Annotated in this window: 18 protein-coding genes; 12 read left to right on the top strand and 6 right to left on the bottom strand. The window is 37.4% G+C overall.

The genetic code is table 11. The features are described 5' to 3' along the window. The first annotated feature begins 23 nt into the window (after positions 1 to 23). From tnaA to AC106K_RS26410, 4 genes are all read left to right on the top strand, one after another. Positions 24 to 1,400, top strand: a complete 1,377-nt coding sequence (gene tnaA, locus AC106K_RS26425; RefSeq protein ID WP_482448624.1) for a tryptophanase TnaA — start codon at positions 24 to 26, stop codon at positions 1,398 to 1,400. Positions 1,401 to 2,330: 930 nt separating this feature from the next. Continuing rightward, the gene (locus tag AC106K_RS26420) at positions 2,331 to 3,407 is read left to right on the top strand and encodes an FAD-dependent monooxygenase (RefSeq protein ID WP_482448622.1); all 1,077 of its coding nucleotides are present in this window, start codon (positions 2,331 to 2,333) and stop codon (positions 3,405 to 3,407) included. Between the two features lie 3 nt (positions 3,408 to 3,410). Beyond that, positions 3,411 to 4,568 carry a pyridoxal phosphate-dependent aminotransferase gene (locus AC106K_RS26415; RefSeq protein WP_482448621.1) on the top strand — a complete coding sequence of 386 codons (1,158 nt, stop codon included), beginning with the start codon at positions 3,411 to 3,413 and terminating at the stop codon, positions 4,566 to 4,568. A 162-nt stretch (positions 4,569 to 4,730) separates the two neighbouring features. Further along, positions 4,731 to 7,172 carry a TonB-dependent receptor plug domain-containing protein gene (locus AC106K_RS26410; protein ID WP_482448619.1) on the top strand — a complete coding sequence of 814 codons (2,442 nt, stop codon included), beginning with the start codon at positions 4,731 to 4,733 and terminating at the stop codon, positions 7,170 to 7,172. A gap of 141 nt (positions 7,173 to 7,313) precedes the next feature. On the opposite strand, the gene AC106K_RS26405 is transcribed toward AC106K_RS26410, so the two are convergent. Continuing rightward, complete coding sequence (locus AC106K_RS26405; protein WP_482448617.1) at positions 7,314 to 8,531, bottom strand: PQQ-dependent sugar dehydrogenase; 1,218 nt, start codon at positions 8,529 to 8,531, stop codon at positions 7,314 to 7,316. 104 nt (positions 8,532 to 8,635) lie between these two features. On the opposite strand from AC106K_RS26405, the gene AC106K_RS26400 reads away from it, so the two are divergent. The 4 genes from AC106K_RS26400 to AC106K_RS26385 all read left to right on the top strand — a co-directional run bounded on the left by AC106K_RS26400 (position 8,636) and on the right by AC106K_RS26385 (position 14,846). Further along, complete coding sequence (locus AC106K_RS26400; protein ID WP_482448615.1) at positions 8,636 to 9,007, top strand: BlaI/MecI/CopY family transcriptional regulator; 372 nt, start codon at positions 8,636 to 8,638, stop codon at positions 9,005 to 9,007. A 2-nt stretch (positions 9,008 to 9,009) separates the two neighbouring features. Further along, the gene (locus AC106K_RS26395) at positions 9,010 to 10,779 is read left to right on the top strand and encodes a M56 family metallopeptidase (protein WP_482448613.1); all 1,770 of its coding nucleotides are present in this window, start codon (positions 9,010 to 9,012) and stop codon (positions 10,777 to 10,779) included. A 292-nt stretch (positions 10,780 to 11,071) separates the two neighbouring features. Further along, on the top strand, positions 11,072 to 13,063 hold the full coding sequence (gene uvrB, locus AC106K_RS26390; RefSeq protein WP_185290777.1) for an excinuclease ABC subunit UvrB: 1,992 nt from the start codon (positions 11,072 to 11,074) through the stop codon (positions 13,061 to 13,063). A gap of 340 nt (positions 13,064 to 13,403) precedes the next feature. After that, on the top strand, positions 13,404 to 14,846 hold the full coding sequence (locus AC106K_RS26385) for a T9SS type A sorting domain-containing protein (RefSeq protein ID WP_482448611.1): 1,443 nt from the start codon (positions 13,404 to 13,406) through the stop codon (positions 14,844 to 14,846). A gap of 104 nt (positions 14,847 to 14,950) precedes the next feature. On the opposite strand, the gene AC106K_RS26380 is transcribed toward AC106K_RS26385, so the two are convergent. The 4 genes from AC106K_RS26380 to AC106K_RS26365 form a co-directional block, all read right to left on the bottom strand. Further along, the gene (locus tag AC106K_RS26380; RefSeq protein WP_047098941.1) at positions 14,951 to 15,178 is read right to left on the bottom strand and encodes a DUF3820 family protein; all 228 of its coding nucleotides are present in this window, start codon (positions 15,176 to 15,178) and stop codon (positions 14,951 to 14,953) included. A 37-nt stretch (positions 15,179 to 15,215) separates the two neighbouring features. Then, a complete protein-coding gene (locus AC106K_RS26375) occupies positions 15,216 to 16,274 on the bottom strand; it encodes an AI-2E family transporter (RefSeq protein WP_482448609.1) in 1,059 nt (352 codons plus the stop codon). Positions 16,275 to 16,292: 18 nt separating this feature from the next. After that, positions 16,293 to 17,024 (bottom strand): beta-carotene 15,15'-monooxygenase, encoded by a 732-nt coding sequence (locus AC106K_RS26370; RefSeq protein ID WP_482448608.1) that lies wholly within the window; start codon positions 17,022 to 17,024, stop codon positions 16,293 to 16,295. A gap of 72 nt (positions 17,025 to 17,096) precedes the next feature. Then, the gene (locus tag AC106K_RS26365; RefSeq protein WP_052769377.1) at positions 17,097 to 17,822 is read right to left on the bottom strand and encodes a hypothetical protein; all 726 of its coding nucleotides are present in this window, start codon (positions 17,820 to 17,822) and stop codon (positions 17,097 to 17,099) included. Between the two features lie 44 nt (positions 17,823 to 17,866). Between AC106K_RS26365 and AC106K_RS26360 the strand changes: the two genes are divergently transcribed. Both AC106K_RS26360 and AC106K_RS26355 read left to right on the top strand, forming a co-directional pair. Further along, positions 17,867 to 18,844, top strand: coding sequence for an aminodeoxychorismate synthase component I (locus tag AC106K_RS26360; protein WP_482448607.1), 978 nt, complete (start codon positions 17,867 to 17,869; stop codon positions 18,842 to 18,844). Then, positions 18,828 to 19,454, top strand: a complete 627-nt coding sequence (locus AC106K_RS26355; RefSeq protein WP_482448605.1) for an aminotransferase class IV — start codon at positions 18,828 to 18,830, stop codon at positions 19,452 to 19,454. The genes AC106K_RS26360 and AC106K_RS26355 overlap by 17 nt, the downstream gene beginning before the upstream one ends. On the opposite strand, the gene menD is transcribed toward AC106K_RS26355, so the two are convergent. Beyond that, positions 19,451 to 21,127 (bottom strand): 2-succinyl-5-enolpyruvyl-6-hydroxy-3-cyclohexene-1-carboxylic-acid synthase, encoded by a 1,677-nt coding sequence (menD, locus tag AC106K_RS26350; protein ID WP_482448604.1) that lies wholly within the window; start codon positions 21,125 to 21,127, stop codon positions 19,451 to 19,453. The genes AC106K_RS26355 and menD overlap by 4 nt on opposite strands. A gap of 84 nt (positions 21,128 to 21,211) precedes the next feature. On the opposite strand from menD, the gene AC106K_RS26345 reads away from it, so the two are divergent. Together AC106K_RS26345 and AC106K_RS26340 are read left to right on the top strand one after the other, a co-directional pair. Next, positions 21,212 to 22,162: an isopenicillin N synthase family dioxygenase gene (locus AC106K_RS26345; protein ID WP_482448603.1), complete on the top strand. Its 951-nt coding sequence runs from the start codon at positions 21,212 to 21,214 to the stop codon at positions 22,160 to 22,162. Positions 22,163 to 22,567: 405 nt separating this feature from the next. After that, complete coding sequence (locus AC106K_RS26340; RefSeq protein ID WP_185114449.1) at positions 22,568 to 22,729, top strand: bacteriocin-like protein; 162 nt, start codon at positions 22,568 to 22,570, stop codon at positions 22,727 to 22,729. Positions 22,730 to 23,323: the final 594 nt, after the last annotated feature.

Genomic DNA, 23,323 nt, shown 5'->3' with positions numbered 1-23,323 from the left:
AATTTAAAAACATATTTTAACTCATGAATTTACCGTACGCAGAACCCTTCCGCATTAAAATGGTGGAAGAGATCTACCAATCTACAAAAGAAGAAAGAGAGCAATGGCTGAAAGAGGCTAATTATAATCTTTTCAACTTAAAATCTTCACAGGTCTATATCGATCTTCTTACCGATTCCGGAACCGGAGCCATGTCTGACAAACAATGGGCTGCATTGATGACCGGAGATGAAAGCTACGCCGGATCCCGCTCTTTTGAACAGTTACAAAACACCGTTGAAAGAATTACAGGATTCAAATACTTGTTACCTACCCACCAGGGAAGAGCTGCAGAGAACGTTCTGTTTTCTGTATTGGTAAAAGAGGGAGATGTCGTTCCCGGAAACTCCCATTTTGACACTACAAAAGGTCATATCGAATTCAGAAAAGCCCATGCTATAGACTGTACGATCGATGAAGCTTTTGACATCAATGATCTTCATCCTTTCAAAGGAAACATCAACCTTGAAAAACTGGAAGAAGTTTATAAAAGCCACCCTAAAGAAAACATTCCTTTCTGCTTAATTACGATTACATGCAACTCTTCAGGAGGACAGCCTGTTTCTTTGGAAAACATGAAAGCGGTAAAAGCACTTTCCGACCAATATGGAATCCCTGTATTCTTCGACTCAGCAAGATTTGCAGAGAACGCTTATTTCATCAAAAAAAGAGAAGCAGGACAGGAAAACAGAAGCATCAAAGAAATCTGCAAAGAGATCTTCTCTTATGGAGATGGAATGACCATGAGCTCTAAAAAGGATGGTCTGGTAAACATCGGTGGATTTATTGCTTTAAATAACGAAGAAATATTCAGAAAAGCTTCCAACTTCACTATCATCTATGAAGGGTTCATTACTTATGGAGGAATGGCAGGAAGAGATATGGCTGCATTGGCAGTAGGTCTTAATGAAGCAACAGAGTTCGCCTATCTGGAAAGCAGAATTTCTCAGGTGGAGTATCTTGGAAATAAGCTGATCGAATATGGAATCCCTGTTCAGAAACCTATCGGAGGACATGCTGTTTTCATCGATTCTTTAAATTTCCTTCCGAATGTTTCCCGTGAAGAATATCCGGCTCAGACTTTAGGTCTTGAAATTTATAAGGAAGCGGGAATCAGAACTGTAGAAATCGGGACTTTACTGGCAGACAGAGATCCGGAAACAAGAGAAAACCGTTATCCTAAACTGGAGCTGGTACGTCTGGCCATTCCGAGAAGAACGTATACCAATAATCATATGGATTATATTGCTGCAGCCATCAAAAACGTATACGAAAGGCGTGAAGAAGTGGCCAAAGGATATAAGATTACCTGGGAACCTGAAATATTAAGACACTTTACTGTTCAGCTTGAAAAAGCATAAATATAAAACCGGAAATTTTTTCCGGTTTTTTTATGGATTATTCTTTAGAAAAAGCTTCTATTTTTTTACCACAGATGCGTGAATTATGTTGTTATGAGTAGAGACTCTACAGCAGATATTTTATTCGTGAATTCGTGCCAAAAAAATAAGTGTAACACTTGCTGAAGATCTTAGATCTTCTTGCGCCTTAAAATACCCATAATGTATATAATCCTTTGCGCCTTTGCGATTTTCAACAAATCTACGTCATTTACACAATTTAATAGAGATCAAAAAGCTTAACAGCATAGAAATAAAAAAGCGCTCCCAAAATGGAAGCGCAATATGAAATAGAAAAGGGAATTCTGGCGTGCCGTTATTTTGTACTGGTGAATTCTTTGGATTGACTTTTATTTTCAGCGGATGACATTGATTTTAATGAAAATAAAATTATTAGCTCGCAGGTTTTACAGATGACCAGGGTTCTGTGCGGAAAGTATGGAAGGTGGGAAATCGCAAAGGCGCAAGTTTTTTACATACAAAGTGTTGTAAGACACAAGGATTTTATCTTCGATAAAATTGTATACCGCTGAATATTGCTACGGACGCGGTATGCTGTAAACTAATCTCTAGAATCTTCGCCGTGATAAAAGGAGATGAACCTTTTGTAAATTTAACAAGATATAATTTGCAGATGTCTTAGAATACACGAATTCTTTTTTATTCGTGCATTCGTGGCATAATAAAACTGTCTAACAATTTATTTATCAGAAATTCAATCGTTTAAAACATCATTAATCTTATGCTTTTCATTCAAATTTTCAAAAATTCAAAATCAAATTAATTTATTTTTTCAAAATAATGAATGTTTTTAATTTAATTTTGTGCGACTTAATGATCAGTTTCAAAAAGATACTTAAACACTAACCTGAAAAATCCGTTATTCCGAAAATGAACAAAATTGCTGTCGTGGGCGCCGGTGTTTCCGGCTTGAGCATGGCGAATTATTTAGAAAAGCACAGGATTGATTACCATCTCTATGAGCGAAGAAAGAAAGAAGACCTGGCAGGCCACGGCTTTCTCATTCCTCAGGAAGGCATCGAATACCTTTCTCAGATCATAGACCCTTCGCAGCTCTTTGAGCATGGAAATTTTCTGAAAAAATACATCCAATATTCCCATACGGGAAAAGTACTCGCGGAAAAGGACCTCAACAATGTTTTTGCCATTTCAAGGCACGCACTGATCAATCTTCTCGCCAGGAATATCGCTCCTGAAAAAATAACCTATGAAGAAACAGTCATTCCCTGTGATCAGGAAAAAGGAAAGCTGAAGAAATCTGACGGAACCTATATTGATGCAGATATTGCCATTATCTCAGACGGTTCTAAAAGCCGTATCAGGAAGAATCTCTTTCCGGAAGAGAAAATGAAACTGGTAAGAGAAAATGAAGTGGTGAACATCATCAAAAATAAAGCAATTGCAGACTCTGTAGAAAACGATTTTATGAAGTTTCATCATGAGGATGGCGGTCTTACTTTTGGAATCCTTAAGCTTTCTGAAGATACCATTCTCTGGTACTCACAGTTTGACAATGAAAAATACAGGATTAATGAATGTTCTATCGATAGTTTAAGAAAATATATGCTCGAAGTTTTTGATAACTGGCACCCTTTGATCCCATCTATTATCAAGAATTCGGATTATGAAAATGTACATTTATGGTGCGTCTATGAACTGGAAGAACTGAACCCTTTTTATAAGGATAATATCGTTTTTATCGGAGATGCAGCTCATCCTCTGATTCCTTTTACCAGCCAGGGAGTGACCTCTGCCCTCAAAGACTCATTCGTTCTGACTAAATATTTAGTTGAAGAAGATAATATAACAAAAGCTTTCAGCCAATATGAGACAGAAAGAAAACAGGAAATAGAATTCCACATCAACAACGGCAGAATTTTACTGAATCAGTTTCTGCTTCCTCTCAATCAGTATACCGAAAATATTTTACCCATATCTTATAAATAAAGCATGTTCACCAATAACGACATCAACTTTGAAGCATTAAAGAGAAAAGCCTACAATGGAAGATGGGCAACTCTTGAAGACGGAATCATTCCTCTAACGGCAGCGGATCCGGACTTCAGAACAGCCCCTGAAATTGAACAGGGCATCATTGACTATATTAAAGACGGTTACCTCAGCTATGGCCCTTTTTCGGGGCTTCCTGAGTTTAAGAAGAGTGTAGCAGAACATTTTAATACAGAAAAGCACGGTAGTTTTTCTCCGGAACATGTACTGGCTGTCAATAGTGCAGCCCAGGGAATGTTTCTGATTGCCTCTTATGTTTTAAATCCCGGTGATGAAGCCATCATTCTGGATCCAGTGGATTTCCTGTTCAAGAAATCGGTGGAGACCGCTGGTGGGAAAGTTGTTTTATGCCCGGTTGATACCATCACCGGAGAAATAGATTTTGAAAAAATGGTTTCTGCCATCAATCCCAGAACTAAACTTATCAGTATATGCAATCCTCACAATCCGCTGGGAAAAGTATATTCTAAGGAAACATTAAAAAAAGTATCAGAAATTGCAGCGGCCCATGATCTATGGGTAATGAGCGATGAGATCTGGAGTGATATTATTTATGATCAGAAGGATTTTTACACCTACTCCTCGGTTTCGGAAGAAGCGAAGAAAAAAAGCTTTACGGTGTATGGATTTTCAAAATCATTTGGAATTGCAGGATTAAGAATTGGTGCTGTTTTATGTAATGATCAGGAGATTCTTGAAGATTTCACTGAGAAATCCAATTTCAATTCTACGATAGAAGGAGTTTCTACCTTATCGCAGATTGCCGGAAGTGTTGCTCTGGAAAAAGCCAAGCCATGGTATAAAGAATTTTTGAACCATCTTCAGAATAACAGAGATCTCGCCTACAAACTGCTGAGTAATTCAGAAGTATTACAACCAAGCCTTCCGGAAGCCACTTTTGTCCTGTTTCCGAAAATTAAAAACGGAATGTCCAGTGATGAATTTGCACAACATGTCCTGCAGCATGGAAAAGTTGCGATTGTTCCCGGCTCGGAAAGATGGTTCGGAAAAGGAGCGGAAGGGCATATCAGGATTTGCTTCTCCACTTCACAGGAAATACTGGAAGAAGGAATTAACAGAATCATTACCAGCTTTTAATATTAAAAATTTTCATTTAATATCAATAATTGATTATTATTTTTCTTTGAATTGCAATATTTGGCAATAAATTAAGACATTCATAACAAATAATTAATTTTACTATTGATTTAAAAATAAATATTGATAATTTTGAGTAAATCACTACCCAAAATTATCAATATGAAGAGAAAGTACATCTGCATCATATTTCTTGGTGCTTCCTCCTTATCTTATGCCCAGCAGATAAAGGATACTCTTGTAAAAGAGTCAAAGATAGATGAAGTTGCCATCACCGGAAGCCGGAATAAAAAAAGAACGGTTACCAATACTCCTGTTCCCATCGATATCATCGACATTAAGCAGGTAAGCCAGGCTACCGGCCAGGTAGAAGTAAACCAGCTGCTACAGTTTGCCGCCCCATCTTTCAACTCCAACAAACAATCCGGATCAGATGGTGCTGATGCAGTAGATCCGGCGACCCTGAGAGGGTTGGGACCGGACCAGACGCTGCTTTTACTCAATGGGAAAAGATACCACCAGTCTTCACTGATCAATCTTTTCGGAACTAAAGGAAGAGGAAATACCGGCTATGACATGAATACCATTCCTATCGGCGCTATCAAGAGAGTTGAGGTACTTCGTGACGGAGCTTCAGCACAATATGGATCAGATGCCATAGCAGGGGTAATCAATGTTATCCTGAACGACCGTGACCATGGCTTCGAAGGAAATATTTTCTCAGGGGCAAATCTTTTTAAAAGCCCTGGAAATAATGATATTGTATCTGACCATAAAATCGATGGAACCACCTTTGATTTCAGTGGAAATTTAGGAACCAAAATAGGATCGAAAGGCGGATTTGGAAATTTCACCGCAGAGTTCATCAATAAAGATTATGCCATCCGGAATGCAAATCCTGCCATTTATAATGATCCTTCCCCTGCTCCCAGACAACGCTTCGGAGATGCAAAGGCTCAGAATATTTATTTTTTCGGAAATATTGAACTGCCTTTATCTGACGGGCTCAAATTCTATTCCCGTCAGGGGTTTTCTCACAGAAATACAAAAGCGTATGCCTGGACAAGAACCGCAGACGCAGATGGAAACATTCCTGAGGTTTACCCTACAGGATTCAATCCGATCGAAGATACCAGCATTACAGATTTCACTTTTGATAATGGATTGAGATTCAAAGTGGCAGACTGGGACATTGATGTTTATAATGCATTCGGAAACAACAGGTTTACTTATGACATTACCAATACGATCAATGCAACATTGGGCGTAAAGTCTCCTACAAGTTTCGATGCCGGAGGACATTCATTGCTGCAAAATACAACCGGCTTTAATGCAACCAAACAATTTAAAGTTCTGGAAGGGCTTAACATTGCTTTCGGGTCTGAATTCCGTTATGAAAAATTCAATATCATCAAGGGAGAAGAAGCATCTTATGCCATGTATGATACCAATGGAAATATTGTAACCCGTGATACGCCTGAAAGTTTATTAGTGACCAATCCTCTGAGCGGAGCAGTAAGACCGGGAGGCTCCCAGGGATTTCCTGGATATTCAACCAATATTGGTAAAAGCAGAAATAATTTTGCCGCGTATGTAGATACTGAACTTGATATTACCAAAAACTTGATGATCAGTATCGCCGGAAGGTTTGAAAACTATAATGACTTCGGAAGTACCATGAATGGTAAGTTTGCCATACGATATGCCATTACACCACAGTTTGCATTCCGTGGATCAGCTTCTACCGGATTCAGAGCGCCTTCTCTGGCTCAGAAATATTATGGTCAGCAGTTTACCAATTTTCAGGGAGGAAAACTGGTTACGATCCAGCTGGCTTCTAACGACAGCGATCTTGCCAACAGAGTCGGAATTGCTCAGCTGAAACAGGAAACTTCGGTGAATGGAAGTGCAGGATTCACTTTTAACACAGGTAAGTTCACTGCAACGGTTGACGGTTACTACATCAGTGTAAAAAACAGAATTGTGCTTACAGGAAACTTCTCAAGAGACGATCTTCCTACAGATGTTCAGACCGATTATCCATACATTGATCAGGTTCAGTTTTTCTCCAATGCCATTGATACCCGTACCAAAGGTGTTGATGTTATATTAAGCTATAATGAAAGCATTGGTTCAGGAAAGCTGACCGCTACTTTGGCAGGAAATTATAATGATATGGAGATTACGAATGTGAATACTTCCGACCGCCTGAAAGGAAAAGAAGACATCTATCTGAGCCCGAGAGAAAGAGGTTTTATTCTGGCTTCTGCTCCTAAAACAAAAGTTAATTTAAACCTAAATTACAAACTCAACAAGTTCAACGCCAACCTACAACTGGTAAGGTTTGATAAGGTAACCCTGATCGGCTACGATAATGTAGAACAGGTCTACAACCCGAAAGTAACCACAGACCTTTCCTTTGGATATGAATTTTCAAAGAATATCAACCTGACATTAGGTAGTAAAAATCTATTCAACAGATACCCAACACTGCAGACAACTCAGGTGACTACAGGAAATACAGAGTCAGGAGGAATATTCGACCCTGTACAGATGGGGTTTGCAGGAAGACAGGTCTTTGCAAGATTGAATTTTAAATTTTGATAAGCAGGGAAGCTGGAAGTTTCCATTTGCTATCCCGCAACTTAGAATCATTTAATAAAAATTAGTGTTTTATTTTTATGACTTTATGAAATTCCTGCTATCCAACAAAAACGTCTGCTGAAAATTTTCAGCAGACGTTTTTTATTTTTTTGAAATTCTGTACAGTTTTCCACTGTCCGTTACCGCATATAAATTTCCATCCATTCCATTCAGCACATCCCGGAAACGTTCTTTCTGATCTGCCAGCAGACGCTCTTCTCCTATCACTTTATTATCTTTCATTACGATTCTGGCAATATGCTCTCCGCTCAGACATCCGATAAAGAGATTTCCTTTCCACTCTTCCATATTCCCGGTATAGAACGTGACTCCGCTGGGAGAAATGGAAGGGTCCCAGTAATAAACAGGTTGTTCTGTGCCTTCCCGCTGAGTAATTCCCTTGCCTACCTTATCCCCGGAATATTCAATTCCATAGGTAACATCGCCCCAACCGTAATTTTTCCCAGGTTGAATAAGATTGATTTCATCGCCGCCTCTAGGTCCCATTTCCACGTCCCATAGATTTCCATTGGGATCTATCGCCATTCCTTGTGGGTTTCGGACACCATAAGCATATATTTCAGGTTTATATCCGGATTTCCCGATAAAAGGGTTTCCCGGAGCAGGCTTACCTTCTTTTGTGATCTTTAAAATTTTCCCAAGATAATTATCGGTTTTCTGGGCATACACCCTGGTAACCTTATCTGATCTTTCTCCGGTACTTACAAACAAATTTCCCTCTTTATCAAAAGCCAACCGGCTTCCGTAATGTTTATCTCCGTCATAGGAAGGCTCTGCCCTAAAGATGACTTTCACCTCAGAAATAAGTTTAAGATCCGGAGATAGTTTCCCTTTTGCCACTGAAGTCAGGTTTCCTTTTCCAAAAGGCTCCGAGAAACTGAAATAAATAATATTGTTGGTGTTAAAATCAGGATCCAGAGCAACATCCAGCATACCTCCCTGCCCTTTTGCGTCTACTTTCGGAAAGCCATCCACTTTCGAGATCTGTTTTCCATCTTTCGAAACGACGTTCATATAGCCTTTTTTATCGGTAATGAGAAACTTCCCGTCCGGTAAATTGATGATTCCCCAAGGTCTTCCAAGGTCTTTATTCAGGATCTCAACATTGTAGGCAGCAGTTGTTTTCACGGCTTTAATTCTTGTCTGCCCTTTGAATGCGGGCTGGTATTCGGAATTGGGCTTTTCAGTTTCTACGCTACCATCTTTCCCGGTTTGCTGTGCTTTTACCGGATTTTCTTTACAGGAAGACAAAATAAAAAAAACACTCAGAACAGGAACATAAAATTGATTGATTTTCATATAATTATGATTTGATAATAGAAAAGAATGGAAAAATAATGCCATAAAATTTGTGTATTTAAATTTTTACTCTACATTTGTAGAACAAATTACAACATTGTAGAATGAAAGAGATAAAACTAACTGATTCTGAAAAAGTTCTGATGGACATCCTTTGGGAAAAGAAAAGGATTTTCATGAAAGACATCTTAGAGGCTTATCCGGACCCTAAACCTGCAGTTACAACGATTGCAACACTGCTGAAAAGAATGCAGAATAAGGAACTGGTAGGCTATATACTGTATGGAAATTCCCGTGAATACTTTCCTAAAGTAGAAAAAGGGGAATATTTCAAGGAAGAAATGACTTCCATGATTGACCGTTTTTTCAATAGCTCTGTTTCGCAGTTTGCGTCTTTTTTCACTTCTAATGCAAAACTTAGCCAAAAACAATTGAAAGAACTTCGCGATATTATAGATGAACAGATAAAGGAATAATTATGTTAACCATTATCCTGAAGATCATTCTATGTTCTTCCATTTTCATTGCGGTATACTATTTTGCTTTGGAAAAAGAGAAAATGTATAGGTTCAATCGATTTTATTTGCTGGGTTCACTGATCCTTTCATATATAATCCCTTTTATCACGATCTCTGTAAGGGCACCTGAGACAGAAGTAAAACCACAGATTATCATTGAAGAAGCAACTCAACAAATGGCTTTTATACAGCCTGAACAGGAGAGTTTTAACTGGATGTATGTCTTATGGGGAGTCTATGCTGCTATAACACTTTTTCTATTGATAAAAAGTATCCTGGCTGTTTTATCAATTCGGCAGCTAAAAGGAAAAAAACAGATTTATCATGATTATAATATTCTGTTGACACAAAAAGATCTGCCTCCATTCAGTTTTTGGAATACCATCTATATGGGGGAAAACTATGTAAAAAATAATGTAATAGACCCAAGAATATTCCTGCATGAGAAAAGCCATCTTGATCAAAAACACAGTACAGATCTTATCATTATCGATCTACTAAAGATATTCACCTGGTTCAACCCGCTTATTTTCCTGTATAAAAAAGCTGTTGTCACCAATCATGAATTCCTGGCCGATGAATCTGTTCTGAATGAAGAAGTCAATGTAAAAGAATATCAGAATTTAATCCTTGATGAGCTCCTTGCCCATCAAAACCCACCTCTTACTCATTCATTTAATTTTAACAACACCAAAAAAAGATTTATTATGATGAAAGCAAAGAAAACGAAATTCAGTCCACTACGGAAAATTGTCGGAATTACAGCAGTAGCAGCCGCAGCCATATTATTTTCTGAGAGAACTTACGCAGCAGACACTGCCATCAGTAATACAGCACCAGACCCAATAAGAAACATTACGGCCATTACTTCAGCTGAAGATCCTTATGGAGAGTTCAAAGATATTTTAAGCAAGTATTCTGATCTGTTGAACCATAAAAAATATGCAGAGTTTTCAAAAAAAATCACTGACATTGACAAGAAAAGGCTTGAAGAACTTTATCCTCTTCTGACAGAAGCAGAAAGAAACAGCCAAAAGATAGTATTCTTTAATGCTCCTGAATCGAAAAAAAGAATTCCTACAGAGAAAGAGCTGCAATCTTTTTTAAATAAAAATGAGTATGCCGTTTGGATTGATTCGAAGAAAATAGACAACAGTGTTTTAAAAGATTACAAAAACTCAGACTTTTCAAACGTGTATATCAGCAAGGTTTATCAGAATGCCAGAACAGCAAAAAATCCCCAGCCTTATCAGGTTAGCTTAATGACTCATTCTCATTATGAAAAGGCTCAGCAAGAAAAACAGAAGACCTTTATGGGATTTAAAAAGGAAAGTTTAAAAGCCGTTTCGGACACTATCACCCCAAGAAAGACTGAAACAAATGAAGGTAAAAACACAAATATCAATACTCAGTCCAATATAGACTATACCGAAGCACAGTTTCCTGATGGATTAAGCGGGCTTCGAAGGCTGATCGGTAAAAAAATGGATGTCAGCGCCATCGAACCCCTAAAAGGTACCATTACTTCCATGGCCTATATTCATATTGATGAAAAAGGAAAGGCTACTGATGTAACCACTTCAGGAAATAATGAAATTTTCAACAAAGAGTTTCTCAGAACAATAACTGACATCAACAATGAAATTACATGGAAGCCTGCTGTAAAAGATGGAAAAGCTATAGCATCCGTCTTAAAGATACCGGCAACGATGACTTTTACCCGTCCATAAAATTTAAAAGCGCTAAAAAATTAGCGCTTTTTGATTTCAAAAACTAAGCAGGTTCTGATAAAAATCCGTCTCATCAGCGAGGATATTTTAATAGCCACTAATGCGCGAATCTTTTTTATTCGTGCATTAGTGGCAAAATAAAAACCATTGATTATACTTACAAAAATCTCTTGAAAACCTTACTTCTAGCCTTCTCAACATCCGGTTAGCCCAAACAGTTCAAAATATTCATCTCCGAAACATTATCCTGCCTAATAATTTCTTTCGTATTTTTGTTGTATACATTCTTTCTATGGATTTTAAACTTCAATCAGAATATAAACCTACCGGAGACCAGCCTCAGGCTATTGACAAACTTACTGCAGGAATCGAGATCGGGGAAAAATACCAGACTCTTCTTGGGGTAACGGGGTCCGGAAAAACCTTTACAGTTGCCAACCTTGTGCAGAACGTTCAAAGGCCTACTCTCGTTCTGGCTCACAATAAAACTCTGGCGGCACAGCTTTTCATGGAATTCAAAGAATTCTTTCCGGAAAATGCAGTAGAGTACTTTGTAAGTTACTATGATTACTATCAGCCTGAAGCCTACATTGCAACAACAGGAACTTATATTGAAAAGGATCTGAGCATCAATGAGGAAGTTGAAAAACTACGTCTTTCTGCAACAGCCAGCCTACTTTCAGGAAGAAGAGATGTACTGATTGTAGCCTCTGTTTCCTGTATTTATGGTATTGGAAACCCCACGGAATTTCATAAGTCTTTAATTTCTATTGCTATTGGTGAAAAAGTGACAAGAACAGCACTTCTTCATTCATTAGTTAATGCTTTATATGCCAGAACATTAAACGAGTTCCAAAGAGGTACGTTTCGTGTAAAAGGAGATGTGATTGATGTTTTCCCTGCTTATACAGATAATGCGATCAGAATTCAGTTTTTTGGAGATGAAATTGAAAAGATTCAAAGCTTTGATCCTGTTTCCGGAAATGTAGAAGACAATTTTGACCAAATACAGATATACCCTGCCAATCTTTTTGTAACCTCAAAGGAAACCCTGAATGGAGCTATTAAAGAGATTCAGGATGATATGGTAAAACAGGTAGATTTCTTCAGCTCTATCGGAAAACCTCTGGAAGCCAAAAGACTTCAGGAAAGAACGGAACTGGATCTTGAAATGATCAAAGAATTGGGGTACTGTTCAGGAATTGAGAACTATTCCAGGTATCTTGATGGCAGACTTCCGGGGACAAGACCTTTCTGCCTGATCGATTATTTCCCTAAGGACTTCTTAATGGTTATTGACGAAAGCCACGTAACTGTTCCACAGGTTCATGCCATGTATGGTGGTGACAGAAGCAGAAAAGAAGCTCTGGTAGAATATGGATTCAGACTTCCGGCAGCAATGGATAATAGACCTTTGAAATTTGAAGAATTTGAGGCCATTCAGAATCAGGTGGTCTATGTTTCCGCTACTCCGGCAGATTACGAGCTGGAAAAAACAGGTGGGGCTTATATTGAACAGATTATCCGCCCAACGGGACTTTTAGATCCGATTATTGAAGTAAGACCAACCTTAAACCAGATTGATGATCTAATGGAAGAGATCCAGAAAAGATCTGACGCTGATGAAAGGGTTCTGGTAACGACCTTAACTAAAAAAATGGCGGAAGAGCTTGCAAAATACTTCACAAAATTCGGAATCAGAACAAGATATATTCACTCTGATGTTGAAACTCTGGAGAGAATTCAGATCATGCAGGATCTCCGTTTGGGACTTTTTGATGTACTTATCGGAGTTAATTTATTAAGAGAGGGACTTGATTTACCTGAAGTTTCCCTGGTAGCGATTCTGGATGCTGATAAAGAGGGAATGCTGAGAAGCAGACGATCTATGATCCAGACCGTAGGACGTGCCGCAAGGAACATCAACGGAAAAGCTATCATGTACGCCGACAAGATCACAAAATCGATGCAGGCAACCTTAGATGAAACGGAATACCGCCGTGCAAAACAGATGCAGTACAATGAAGATCATGGACTTAAGCCAAAAGCTTTAAATAAAAAAATATCTGAAAACCTTGTCGGAAGAAGCAAGGATTTCCCTGATGAAAAATATACCCAAAAAGAAATTCTTCAAAAAGTAGCCGAAACCAAAGCCAGCTACGCCAGCGAAGATATAGAAAAAATGATCGGGCAGAAGCAGAAAGAAATGGAAGCTGCAGCTAAAAATCTTGACTTTATCAAGGCTGCAAAACTGAGGGATGAGATTGCTGCTTTGAAAGCATAGTTGAACAATAAAAATACCGGACGACATTAATACTGTTGTCACCTAAATCGTAATGTACCTTTACATTACGATTTTTTTTGTGACTCTTTTGATATTCAAATCTTAGAGCATAAAAAAAGTGTAGTCATTTTGTAGTTATTCCTATCTTTAATCGTAGTTGCTCTGTAGCATATAAAAAATAGTCCCGTCAATATTTCATCTGTAAATTTGTAAGTAAGAAATCATAACATCAAATGGTAAAAAATTGAATAGAATTGATTTTAAATCACGTTTGAAAAAATTTAAAAATAATGAACCATAGATAATTATAAACTATAAAGCACAACAAAAAACATCAATTATGAAAAAGAAATTATTACTTGCAGCCGGATTATTCTTACTGCAAACAGCCAATGCCCAGGTTTCAGGAATCGAATGGCAGAAATCTTATGGAAGTTACAATACAAATAATATTTACATGAATATTCATGGGAATGCTTCCGGAAATGGGTTCTTCTTTACCCAAAACTACAGTGTTTATCCATCTCCGCAATATGGAATTCTTACAAAGACAACTTCTACTGGAACATTGCTGTGGAATAAAGAATTTCCGCAGACTAATACGGAGCACGCTACCAATATATATGATATACAGTCTACAACCGGAGGCTATGTATTGGCAGGTGAAATAGTTCCAACAAGTGACAACGATTCTTTTGCAAAACAGGGAAGAATGATAAAGGTTGATGAAGACGGAAATAAGCTTTGGACCAAAAATTATCCGGTCTCAGCAGGATGGAATTTTATCAATATGACTAAAGTTATCGCCACCCCGGACAATGGCTTTCTTTTAGGGGGAATAATCTCTAAAAATGCAGATGATACTGATTTTTTAATCTTGAAAACCGATGCAGACGGAAACGAACAATGGCGGAAAACATTTGGTGGAAGTAAACGGGATTTTTTAGATGATATGGCATTAAATGCTGAAGGCAACTTCTATCTTTCCGGAAGAACCCAATCAATAGATGGAGATGTAAGTAATGCAGGCAATGTAAGCGGCACCTATGCCACCTGGGCCGTTAAGGTCTCCTCTACGGGAATACTTCTATGGGAAAATGCTTTTGATGGGGCTTCGCATGATTATCCGTATGTAAGAATTACCGATACTTCAGATAGTGGATGTGCATTGATTTATATGCAGACTAAAAATAGTACGTTCGGAGTAGAGATTACCAAGTTTCAATCCAATGGAACTTTACATTGGCAGAATGATTATACTCCCTATCCTGACTTCTGGAATGATCTGAATATTATAAAATCTGAAAATGGCCAGATTGTCTTCGGAAGTGGCGGCAGCTTTTTAAAAGGATTAGACTTGAACGGAAATATATTGTGGGGCTGGCAACATCCTGACATGACATATACTCTTCGTAATGGAGAGCTTATTCAAACACCGGACAAAGGATACTTATTTACAGGAGAAAATGTGAATGAAACTAAAATAGATGCCATCAAACTAGCTCCTGATGCCGTATTATCCACACAAGATGCCAAATATCCTGCCGAAAATGATATTTATCCTAACCCATCCAACGGAAATTTCGAAATCAATTCAAAAAGCGGGAAAATCTCCTCAATAAAAGTTAGTGATGCGATCGGAAAAATTGTTTATACAGAAAATCTGGCAGCTTCAAAACATCAGTTACATTTGGAAAACCTTTTAACAACAGGAGTTTATTTTGTAGAAATACACTCTGAAAATAAAAAGAAAGAGGCGAAAAAAATAATTATTAAGAAGTAAAAAATAAACCTCTGAAGTGAGTCTGTTTAATGGACTCATTTCAGAGGTATTTTATAGAACCTGCAATGATAAATATTGCTGATATTTTATAAGATGATTATTCTTTACATTCCGTTTCTCACTGAAGCCCTGATAGGTGCCAGCAGATCCATCAATCCGTTCAGCTTGATTTCATACACGGTTGAAAGCTGCATTCCCAGTTTTCCTTTAGGCATTCCGTTTTTGTTGAACCATTCCAGATAACTTATCGGAAGGTCGATCAATACGGTTCCTTCGTACTTTCCAAACGGCATTTTAAATACACAGATCTCTTTTAATATTTCCGGATTTATTCCTTCCACTTTTATATAATTAAATTAAATTTTCTTCTCAATCATTCTGATCAGGCAATTCCAGATCGGGAGGTGCATTTTCATCTGTAAATTCATTTCTGTATACCTGCACCAGAAGAAGGGTAAGAGAAATCAGAATCGGCCCGAAAATAAGTCCCATAAAGCCAAATAAGTTCATTCCCATAATAATTCCAAATACGGTATTCAGCGGATGTATATTTTCCAGCTTTTTCAGCAGGGTAAAGCGAAGCAGGTTATCGGTAAGACCTACAACCACTACACAGTAAATTGCTAAACCAAGCCCCTGAACTGTATTTCCCTCTGCAATCATAAAGATACATACCGGAACATATACAATGGCCGTTCCTACTACCGGAATCACTGATGCCGCCGCAGTAAGGGCAAAAAGCAGAACCGCTCCCGGAGCCCCGAATATCAGATACCCGATAAGAGCTACAATCCCCTGGCCTACTGCCACAACAGGAATTCCAATGGCATTGGCCATGATCAGTTTCCTCATTTTATCTCCGATCAAAGAGACATTAGCTCTTTTCAGCGGAGCAGAAGAAGTAAGAATTCTTTCGAATAATCTTGGCTTCTCCAGCATAAAATAAAGAATAAAATACATCGACATGATCACCGTAAGCGTATTGAATGTTCCACTAAGCGCTGAGGTTGAAAATTTTCCTACAGCACTCTTCAGTTTATTCATATTCTCCTGGCTCAGAATATCGAAGCCCGTTTTGGTTTGAATATAAGAATGGATCTTATCGAGAAATACGTTGAACTTAGCCATATAAGCCTGAGCATTCCCCAGTTTATCAATGATCAGATCAGCAATAAAATAGATGGGTAAAATCAGGATGATAAGACTCGCAAACATCAATGCAAACGATGCAAGTGAGGGTTTCCATTTCTTTTCTTCCTGCAGATAAAAATTGTATTTTCTACACACCACATAAATGGTAATAGCCCCCAGAACAGACGGGATGAACAGAGCAAGGTTAAAACAGATCAATCCTGCCAATATAATAATAATGGCCAGTAAAGAAATCTGCTTGATTGCAATACTGCTTATCTGCTTGTCTTTATTCATCTTCTTTCTGTTATATTCTTATTGTTTGTTGTACATGATTTGTCTTGGTTTTCCTAAGAAGGCACAATATGTAGAGTACATCACAACCATCATGAACGGTGCTGTCAGGATAACCCCGATAAAACAAAGAACAACCCCTGCTACTGATATAAGCATTCCTACAATAGCCGTCAACAGAAATGTTCCGTAGTTTTCTTTCGCAATATTGAACGATTTTGAAATGGCATCTGTTGCCGAAGCGTTTTCAAACAAAAGAATAGGATACCCTATCAAAAGTAAAGGATAAACAAAGAAAAGCGGTAAGAAGCAAAGTGCTGCCGACACTGCAAAAATAATCCCGGAAAGGAAGCTGTACAGCAAAATGTTTACAAAATTCTGACGGTATCCAATGAAAAGATCGGAAAACTCAATCTGACTTTTGGTATTAAATTTATTAACCATATAGATCAATCCTACATACAAAGGAGACAACAACAATCCGAAAAGACCTGAAAACGTCATGTATAGTGGAACTCCAGGCATACTCCAGTAATTGAAGTTTCCTCCGGAAGCTTGCATTTCCTCTACCATTGAAGAAGAATTGACCCCAGTCACTAATTGGATAAGATACCCTCCCAGCATATAAATGATCATGGCAACGACTCCATAGCCAAAAATCCCTTTATACATTTCGAAAGCATGAGAAATAATTGATCCAGTCTCCCTGTTTGGGACAGACCCCTGCTGATCAAATTCGTTAAAGTCAGACATAGTTTAAATATTTAATGATTTTACCAAAATTAACTTTTTTTAGCAAGAAAACACATTAAACATCGTTGAATTTTAACCTTTTTCTGAAAAAACACTTTTGTATAGTGAATAAATCATCGCATTCCAGAAAGGAAACGTAAAAAGCCCCCCTATGATAAATAGTGTGAATCCCAGATATTTAAACAGAACCGCAACCATCACACAGACCATTATTTCTATAAAGTACATCTTAAGCGCCTTAAAGTTCAGGGAAAGAGCTTCAAAAATTCTTTTATTGGTAAAAAACATTAACGGAGCTACAAAAACCGTCATAGCTACCCAGATTATGGCCAATAATATCGTCGGAACCGTCAGCCTGTAAATCATGAACCAGAAAAGATAGTATCCAAGGTATTTGAAAAAATTAAGCCCGCTATATCCTACGAAGAGATCTCCCAATTCTATTTTTTCATTAAGATCAAGTTTTCTGAAAATCTGGAACATCCCAATATTCAGTGGATACAGAAATGCTGTTGTTGCCCAGATCGCCAGGGTAAACATCTGATAATTTTCAGTGGCACTCAGCTCGGTAACCTTTTCTATATAAGCTTTTGTTCCTTCTTTAAAGGCTTCTGCCAATACCTGATTCTGTTCCAGTATTCCATATCTTTCTCCGAAGAAAAACAGTGAGGTAAGAAAGATTCCAAAAAAGAGCATTGAAAACATCAACTGAAAAACCAGTGTTTTATTCCAGTAAAAAAAAGCCTGCTTCAATATAAAATCTATTCCCGGTTTCTGAGGATATTTATTCTGCATCATAAAAATTTTATGCAAAAGTAAACATCAATAAGTATTTTTGCGAAATGTTTTCAGTGAATCATCAAAAATTTATGGAGATGGACGAACTTTCCCTTCAGAAAGTTCCCTATTTTTTCGTCATCGACTTTCTTTCTGAGAAGGTTGAAATCTATCAGGAACACGAAATTGAAAATTCAGGTTTAATAATTGATTTCCAACACTTTTCAACCACTAAAAAGCAACCTGAATTAAATAAAAAAATAGAGTGGAAATCTTTTCCTGAAACAATGGAAAATTTTAAAACCGGTTTTGATAAAGTTCAGAAAAATATTCGTCTTGGAAATTCCTACCTGGTAAATTATACCCGAAAAACAGAAATTGAGACGAATTTAAGCCTTAAAGAAATTTTTTATCACTCAAATGCGAAGTACAAAGTTTTTTATAAAGATTTTTTTGTATTTTTTTCTCCTGAAACTTTTGTAAAGATCATTGACGGTAAAATTCTGACCTATCCTATGAAAGGGACTATTGATGCAGCCCTTGAAAATGCGGCAGAAATCCTGAAGAATGATAAAAAAGAAAAGGCAGAACATTACACGGTAGTGGATCTGCTAAGGAATGATCTGAGCATGGTAGCGGATGAAGTAAAGGTTGACAAATTTCAGCATATTGATTTCATCAAAACCCAGCAAAAGGATTTGTATGCAATGAGTTCTGAAATTTCAGGGAAACTAAAGCCCGAATATGATGGCAAGCTGGGGAGTATTATGCGAAAGCTCCTTCCTGCCGGATCTATTCTGGGGGCTCCCAAACCTAAAACCCTGGAAATAGTTCTGGAAGCAGAAGGCTATGACAGGGGATATTATACGGGAGTCTGTGGCTGGTTTGACGGCAAAAACGTCGACAGCTGTGTAATGATACGCTTTATTGAAAAAGAGGGAGATCAGCTCTATTTCAAAAGCGGAGGCGGTATAACGCACATGAGCAAATTAGAAGACGAATATCAGGAAATGAAAAACAAAATCTATGTCCCAATTCATTGAAAGCATTAAAGTAGAAGATCAGGAAATTTTTCTATTAGACCTCCATCAGAAACGTGTCAATCATACCTTTTCCCATTTCGGAAAGGAAGATGCTATTGATCTGGCCAAAATCTACAAAAACCTGCAGCATGATGAAGACGGACTTTTCAAGCTAAGAATCTCCTATGACCTTGATAAAAGGGTTCGGACTCAGATGATTCCTTATGCCATTCCTGAAATACAGGATTTTCAGCTCGTAGAAAACAACAGCTTTGATTACTCTTTCAAATTTGAAGACCGTAAGGAACTGGATAAAATGAAGATGAAAGCTAAGGCAGAAGAGATCATTATTGTTAAAAACAATCATATTACAGATACCTCTTTTTCCAATATCCTCTTTTTGAAGGGTAAAGACTGGTTTACTCCCACCACTTATCTACTGAATGGAGTACAGAGACAGCATCTTTTGAAACACAAAAAAATAAAAGAGGCTGAAATTACTCTACAAAATATAAAGCAATTCAGCCACTTTCAGATCATCAACGCCCTCAATGATTTTGATGATATGTTTATCTATCCTATTGACAGAATCATTAATCTGCCAGGGAATGAAGAATATCTTGATCTTTAGCTTTCTTTCATGAAATTGAAATAAGCTTTCTGAATATCTGCACTGTTTTTCCCGTGCGTATTCACTTCCAGAATTTTTGGTTGCGAATCCGGCTTGAAGAAATTCTCAAGAACTCTGTCTAAAGTCAGTTCATCCTCTACTCTGATGTAGGAGAACCCGAAATGTTTAGCCAGATGTTCTGCATTCTTGCGGTGTTTTGTAGCGATAAATTCGTCCAGTGTATTTGGGTTGGCATTTCCAGGCCCTGGAATAATTTTAAAAATGTTCCCTTCTCCGTTATTGAAGATCATAATTCTTACAAATGGAGGGATATACTGGTTCCAAAGACCGTTTATATCATAAAAGAAACTTAAATCCCCCGTAATCAACAGGGTAGGGTTTTCATTTTTGATGGCAAAGCCCATCGCAGTGGATGTAGAACCGTCAATTCCGCTGGTTCCTCTGTTGCAATACATTTTTCTTTTGCCAAAATCGAACAGCTGTGCATATCTGATTCCAGAAGAATTGCTGAAGTGGATATTATAGTTTTCAGGAATTGTTTGTGATGCTTTATTGAAAAAATAAAAGTCGGAAAACTCTACCGTATTTAGAAACTGCTCGTGCTTAGCATCTTTTTTATCTCTCAAAACATCCCAAAGATTGTAATAAGGTCTTGGCTCAAGATTAATATATTTCAAAAGTTTGGAAAAGAAGACCTCAGGTTTCGCCTCAATTTTCTCTGTAAGGGCAAAGTAGGTGTCAGGCTGCCATACTTCATCCAGATGCCAGTGCTGTTTTGGGCGGGCACTTCTTAAAAATTGTTTTACCTTTTTAGAAACTACATTCTGCCCTACCGTGATAAGTAGATCCGGAGCATAGGTCTTATAATCCTCCTCAGTGAAGTTAAAGATATACCGGTCTATATGTCTGAAAAATTTTTCATGATATAAATTGGAATTGGCTTCACTCAATACTACCACAGAATGGTTCTTCACCAATTGTGTGAGCTGGTTCTCCAATTCAGGGCTGTAATCCCTTGTTCCTACCAATATCATAATCCTTTGAGAGGTATGCCAGTCTGCAATCAGATTAGACGGAATTTCGTAGTCTTTATGCTTGATTGTTTTTTCAACCGTTGGGAAGGTCGGAAGTTCAGATACCAATTCATACAAAGGCTCCTCTAAAGGAATATTGATATGAACAGGACCCTGCTTTTCAAAACAAAGCTCGATTGCCTTTTTAATAATATCAAAATTAATATCTTCTGCATTCTCTTTGCTGTCTTCCAGCAATTGGAAATCTCCGTAAGAGTGCTGATGAAAAACATCCTTCTGCCTGATCGTCTGTCCATCGAAAATATCTACAAAATCCGTTGGCCTGTCAGCCGTCAGTATCAAAAGTGGGATATTCTGGTAAAATGCTTCTGTCACCGCCGGATAATAGTTAACTACCGCTGATCCACTGGTGCAGGTAATAGCTACAGGTTTCTTCTCACTTTTCGCCATTCCCATCGCTACGAAAGCAGCACTTCTTTCGTCTACAATGCTGAAACAGTTGAAACTATCCACTTCTGAAAAGTGAATCGCCAAAGGAGCATTCCTTGATCCCGGAGAAATTACGATGTCTGCAATTCCGTACTGCTGAAGAAGATGTGCAAGTATTTGGATACTTCTCTTAGAAGAATATTTTTTCATACAGCAAATTTAACTTATAAATAATGATTTTAAAATCATTTAAATTAAAAAAAATGTAATTTTGCTATTCGTAAATTTCTAAAAATGGACAAAATACCTAGTGTAGACCTGCGTGATTTCCTTTCGGACAACCCGGAACGCAAACAGAAATTTGTAAATGAAATCGGAAAAGCTTATGAAGAAATTGGTTTTGTAGCCTTAAAAGGCCACTTTCTTGATGACAACCTAGTAGATGATTTGTATGGAGAGGTTAAAAACTTTTTTGAACAGCCAGTGGAAACGAAACAAAAGTATGAGATTCCAGGAATTGGTGGTCAGAGAGGCTATGTAGGATTCGGTAAAGAAACTGCTAAAGGTTTCAAAAAAGGAGACTTAAAAGAATTCTGGCACTTCGGACAATACCTGTCTGATGATTCGGAATACAAAGCTGAGTATCCTGACAATGTAATCGTTGATGAACTTCCAAAATTCAACGAAGTTGGTAAAGAGGCATTCCAGATGCTTGAAAAAACAGGACAGTATGTTTTGAGAGCTTTAGCCCTTCACCTTGGTCTGGACGAGTTTTATTTTGACGATAAAATCGCTGAAGGGAACTCTATTTTAAGACCAATTCACTACCCACCTATCACTGAAGAACCGGATGATGCAGTAAGAGCAGCAGCACATGGAGATATTAACCTGATTACCCTTCTAATGGGTGCGCAAGGGAAAGGTCTTCAGGTTCAGAATCACAATGGAGAATGGATCGATGCCATTGCAGAACCGGATGAATTGATGATCAATGTTGGAGATATGCTTTCGAGACATACCAACAACAAATTGAAATCTACGATTCACAGAGTGGTTAATCCACCAAGAGAATTATGGACTACTTCAAGATATTCAATTCCTTTCTTCATGCATCCCATCAGTGCGATGTCTTTAAATGCTCTTGAAAACTGTGTAGACGAAAACAATCCAAAGTTATACGAAGACACAACAGCAGGAGAATTCTTACATGAAAGGCTTATAGAATTAGGCTTGATTAAGAAATAATCATAATAATAGTCAGTAATTGAATTACTGGCTATTTTTTTTATCCCCCTATCCTATTATACGGTAGCATTCTTTACAACAAAAAGTAGATAAATGAAGATTCTTCAGAGGCGGATGCAAATGCTCTTTTAATTTTCAAACTCTATATAGCCGACCTGGTCCGGCAGCAATTTTCTTCTTTTTTTCCTCTCAACTCATTTCAAATCTGTAATATTTACTTTTTAGTATTTCCTGCCCACATTTTTTTCAAATACTACTTATTTAGTTAATTATCAGATAGCTACTTCAAAACCATCTTTAAATCTGATCATTCTAAAGAAATTAAAATTTTCTACGAATCTTATTGTTTATATTAAAATAAATTAATTACTTTTACTTAACTATCAAACTTTTAATTAAAACAATATGAAAAATTTAAAAAAACTAAGAAAAGACCAATTAAAAAGTATTTCCGGAGGAGCTAAACTTCCTGAACCAGAATTCTGCATGTACTATTGCAATGGTACAATTATTTGCGCAGGCTGCAGCGATGACTTCAAATGTCCGGATACCAACAGTGAGATGTAAGATTGAAAATTACAATGCTATACAACAAGCCGTTTCTTTTTGAAACGGTTTTTTTATTATGAGATTTAATCCGTTTTTAGTTAAGATCACCAACTACATTTCCCAATAATAATAGAGGTCTATCTAATGCTTATATCTTTATATTTCTACAGGGATTCTTATAAGCTCAAAATAAAGGTTATTCTCTTCATATTCTTATTATTCTAAGGTAATAAACTCACTTAAAGAAAAACAGGCAATTTACCACATCTAAATGAAGCCGCGAGATAAATCAATAATAAGGATAAGAGAAATATAAATCATCATTGTAAAATAATGGGCTTTCATATATAGCCGTGAATTTCCAAACCTAACAGGTTTTAGGAACCTGTTAGGTTTAGTTTGCCTGTATATCAGGTTAAAAGAATGAATTGTGGATAAGTAGTGGGATCCTTCCGGGATGGAAAAAGTGCAGGGGAATAGCTGTACTGGTCTTACAGGGAAGATTGCTATGTTAGTAAAAGGAAAAGTAAAAAATGGTCTGCAGAATATATAATGAACTTACATTTCATCATTCAATAGGGACGGGCTTTAGCCCGTTCTCATTAAAAAAAT

It is taken from the genome of Chryseobacterium sp. FR048 (genome assembly GCF_056844665.1).
Note: the sequence above shows the minus strand (reverse complement) of the source record. Positions and strands in the feature narration are given on the sequence as shown.

Coding starts and splice junctions, on each gene's coding strand:
- AC106K_RS26370 (WP_482448608.1), bottom strand. CDS start 17,024: ATGTCTGACTTTAACGAATTTGATCAGCAGGGGTCTGTCCCAAACAGG.
- uvrB (WP_185290777.1), top strand. CDS start 11,072: ATGGATTTTAAACTTCAATCAGAATATAAACCTACCGGAGACCAGCCT.
- AC106K_RS26395 (WP_482448613.1), top strand. CDS start 9,010: ATGTTAACCATTATCCTGAAGATCATTCTATGTTCTTCCATTTTCATT.
- AC106K_RS26415 (WP_482448621.1), top strand. CDS start 3,411: ATGTTCACCAATAACGACATCAACTTTGAAGCATTAAAGAGAAAAGCC.
- AC106K_RS26400 (WP_482448615.1), top strand. CDS start 8,636: ATGAAAGAGATAAAACTAACTGATTCTGAAAAAGTTCTGATGGACATC.
- AC106K_RS26355 (WP_482448605.1), top strand. CDS start 18,828: ATGTCCCAATTCATTGAAAGCATTAAAGTAGAAGATCAGGAAATTTTT.
- AC106K_RS26385 (WP_482448611.1), top strand. CDS start 13,404: ATGAAAAAGAAATTATTACTTGCAGCCGGATTATTCTTACTGCAAACA.
- AC106K_RS26410 (WP_482448619.1), top strand. CDS start 4,731: ATGAAGAGAAAGTACATCTGCATCATATTTCTTGGTGCTTCCTCCTTA.
- AC106K_RS26420 (WP_482448622.1), top strand. CDS start 2,331: ATGAACAAAATTGCTGTCGTGGGCGCCGGTGTTTCCGGCTTGAGCATG.
- AC106K_RS26360 (WP_482448607.1), top strand. CDS start 17,867: ATGTTTTCAGTGAATCATCAAAAATTTATGGAGATGGACGAACTTTCC.
- AC106K_RS26365 (WP_052769377.1), bottom strand. CDS start 17,822: ATGATGCAGAATAAATATCCTCAGAAACCGGGAATAGATTTTATATTG.
- AC106K_RS26340 (WP_185114449.1), top strand. CDS start 22,568: ATGAAAAATTTAAAAAAACTAAGAAAAGACCAATTAAAAAGTATTTCC.
- AC106K_RS26345 (WP_482448603.1), top strand. CDS start 21,212: ATGGACAAAATACCTAGTGTAGACCTGCGTGATTTCCTTTCGGACAAC.
- tnaA (WP_482448624.1), top strand. CDS start 24: ATGAATTTACCGTACGCAGAACCCTTCCGCATTAAAATGGTGGAAGAG.
- AC106K_RS26375 (WP_482448609.1), bottom strand. CDS start 16,274: ATGAATAAAGACAAGCAGATAAGCAGTATTGCAATCAAGCAGATTTCT.
- AC106K_RS26405 (WP_482448617.1), bottom strand. CDS start 8,531: ATGAAAATCAATCAATTTTATGTTCCTGTTCTGAGTGTTTTTTTTATT.
- menD (WP_482448604.1), bottom strand. CDS start 21,127: ATGAAAAAATATTCTTCTAAGAGAAGTATCCAAATACTTGCACATCTT.